4 protein-coding genes are annotated in these 2,891 nt (G+C 68.4%); 1 reads left to right on the plus strand and 3 read right to left on the minus strand.

Translation table 11 applies throughout. The features are described 5' to 3' along the window. Together VKN16_23485 and VKN16_23490 are read right to left on the minus strand one after the other, a co-directional pair. A partial coding sequence (locus tag VKN16_23485; protein ID HME97176.1) for an undecaprenyl-phosphate glucose phosphotransferase occupies window positions 1-751 on the minus strand: 751 nt, incomplete at its 3' end. After that, window positions 745-1,884: a glycosyltransferase gene (locus tag VKN16_23490; protein HME97177.1), complete on the minus strand. Its 1,140-nt coding sequence runs from the start codon at window positions 1,882-1,884 to the stop codon at window positions 745-747. The genes VKN16_23485 and VKN16_23490, both read right to left, overlap by 7 nt. Before the next feature lie 81 nt (window positions 1,885-1,965). Here VKN16_23490 and VKN16_23495 point away from each other — a divergent pair, with 81 nt between their 5' ends. After that, window positions 1,966-2,487, plus strand: coding sequence for an LptE family protein (locus VKN16_23495; protein HME97178.1), 522 nt, complete (start codon window positions 1,966-1,968; stop codon window positions 2,485-2,487). Here VKN16_23495 and VKN16_23500 read toward each other — a convergent pair. Continuing rightward, on the minus strand, window positions 2,484-2,891 hold a 408-nt coding region (locus VKN16_23500; GenBank protein ID HME97179.1), incomplete at its 5' end, for an FkbM family methyltransferase. The genes VKN16_23495 and VKN16_23500 overlap by 4 nt on opposite strands.

A 2,891-nucleotide genomic window follows, 5' to 3' on the forward strand; every position in this document is an offset into this window, starting at 1 on the left:
GCAGCGAGGTGAACCGGAAGAGATCGGGCACCACGTGGATGGTGACCGGCTCGTCGCCGATCGCGTCGAGCAGGCCGGGCAACCGCGCGTAATCCTCGTGGGCCAGGGCGATGATGACGTGGTCCACCTCGCGCGAGTCCAGGACCGTCCGCAGGTCGGCGTAGCCGCCCAGCCACCGCCCGTCGCGGCTCCCGTCCTTGTCGTCCCCGACGAGGCCCAGGATGCGGAGGCCCACGTCGGGCCGCGACTGGATCCGCTGCAGCACCGCGGCGACCGGCTCGCCGTCGCCCACGATGACGACTTGACGCAGGTTGAGGCCTCGCCGTCGCGCGAAGCGGAGCGCCTCGCGGAACGCGGCCCGGGAGAACCAGACCACCCCGATCGAGAGCAGCCAGAAATAGATGATGACGACGCGGGAGTACTCGTACTCCTTGAAGAAGAAGGCCATCACCGACACCAGCACGAGCCCGCCCATGGTGGACGCCTTGGCGATGTCGGCGGCCTCCGAGAGATGCGAGCCGATGCGGCGCGGGCGGTAGAGATCGAAGGCGTGGAAGCACACGCCCCACACCACCAGGATCGGCAGCAGCATGAGCAGGTAGGGCCCCAGCGGGGGGACCGCCCCGCCGGTGATCGGCGGGACGATCACATAGAAGCGCAGGCCGTAGGCGAGCAGCCAGCACACGGCGACCAGCAGCAGGTCGCACGCCAGCATCAGCTGCTCCAGGAGCCGCGAGTAGGCCTTCAGCACGCGCGATGCTCCCGGAGCCTCGCGGTCAGGTAGGTCTGCACCCGCTCCTTGAACAGACCGCGGTCGAACCCCTCGGCGCGCAGACGCAGGTCCTTGGGCTCAAAACGGTACCGGCCGGACTCGAAGCGCCGGATCGCGTCCACGAGGGCGTCCACGGTCTGGCGCTCGAAGAAGAGCCCGGTGGGTGGCTCGGCGCCGCCGGGGGCCACCACCGTCTCGAGCGCGCCCCCCTGCCCGAACGCGATGACCGGCCGCCCCGCCGCCATGGCCTCGAGCGGGGTGATCCCGAAATCCTCGAGCGTGGGGAAGATCAGCGCACGGCAGCCGGCGTAGAGCGCGGCGGTCTCGGCATCGTCCCGCCAGCCCAGCAGCTCCACGGTGGGGCCGGCCAGCGCTCGTAACCGCCGCTCCTCCGGCCCGGTGCCCACCACCAGGAGGCGGCGGCCGAGCCGCCCGGCCGCCTCCACCGCGAGGTCCACGCGCTTGTACGGCGTCAGCGCCGAGACCACCAGGTAGTAGTCGCCGGGCGACTCCTCGATCCGGAAGCGCGAGACGTCGACCGGCGGGTAGATGACGTCCGCCTCGCGCCCGTACACCCGGCGGATGCGGTCGGCGATGAAGTGCGAGATGGCCACGAACCGATGCACGCCCGCCGCGGTGCGCCGGTCCCACCGCCGCAGCGCGGCCGCGACGGGCGGCATCAGCACCGACGTGGCCCACCCCGCGCCACGCCCGAAGTAGTCGTCGTAGAGGTCCCAGACGTAACGCATCGGGGTGAAGCAGTAGCACACGTGGAGCGCGCCGCGCGGGGCGCGTACGCTCTTGGCCACCGCGTGGCTGGACGAGAGCACCAGGTCGTACCCGGTCAGGTCAAAGCGCCGGATGGCGGCCGGGAAGAGCGGGAGGTAGTGACGGTAGCGTCGCTCCGCATCGGGAAGGTGCTGGATGAACGAGGTGTGAATGGCCCGGCGCTCGATCGTCGGCGCCACCGAGCCTGGCGAGTGGAGCAGCGTGTAGATCGGCGCGTCGGGGAACAGCTCGCAGAATACTTCGAGGCACCGCTCGCCGCCGCGCATCCCGGTGAGCCAGTCGTGGACCAGCGCCACCTTCATGGCGGGTCGCCGCTCGGGCACGTCGGCTGCATTCCGGCCGGATTATAGCATCGGGGACCGTTGCGCCCGACCGAACGCGTGCCATAATCTAGCGCAGCCACGATGAGCCCCTCTCTGCGCCGCGCCGTTCTCGGCCTGCTGCTCGCTCTCGTCGCCGGCTTGTCGGGGGGATGCGGGTACAGCTTTCACGGCAACCTGCCGAGCCACATCAAGACGGTGGCGGTGCCGATCTTCAGGAACCAGAGCGATGTGCCCGGCTTCGAGAACGCCATCACCTCGGCCGTCATCTCCGCCTTCTCCAGCGGGGGCCGGCTGAAGGTCGTGCCGCTCGATCAGGCCGACTCCATCCTGGAAGGCGAAATCCTCGCCACCCAGATCGACGGCGCCGGCTTCGACCGCAACCAGAACGTGCAGGCCTACCACCTGATCGTCGTCCTGAACGTGACGTTCCGCGACGTGCGGCAGAACAAGGTGCTCTGGCAGGAGAACGGCCTCACCCAGGTCGCCGACTTCCAGGTACAGGGCCAAGTCTCGGACACCCTCGCCCAGGGCCGGGGCGCCGCCGGCCAGGCCGCCGCGGACATTGGACGCAAGATCGCCAACTCGGCGACGGATCTGTTCTAGATACCCGCACGCCGGCGGATTTCAGAGCTCAGGAAAAGAGCATCACCCCACTTCAGTTGACCGGTTGGAGCCCAACGGTGGTGGTAGAAGTCGAACAGCTGATAGCCGAACATGGCGAGCCGCTCGAGAAGCGTCCAGCTCGTCGTCTGCTCCCGATACACTGACACGATATTGAATTCTGTAAATACCAGATCGATGCGAGACTCGGTCAGCAATCGAGTCGCCCCGCTCAACACGGCCTGTTCCGCCCCTTGTACGTCCAGCTTCAGGATCGAGAGGTGGTCAATCCCCTCCCGCGAACAGAAGGTATCGAGGTCGATAGTCGGCACGGTTACCGTGCCCTCCGTCGAGACCGGGTAGTCGAGGTACGGAGCCAACTGCGGGTCGAGCGGCAGGAGGGAGTT

It is taken from the genome of Candidatus Methylomirabilota bacterium, assembly GCA_035315345.1.
Lineage (GTDB): Bacteria > Methylomirabilota > Methylomirabilia > Rokubacteriales > CSP1-6 > CAMLFJ01.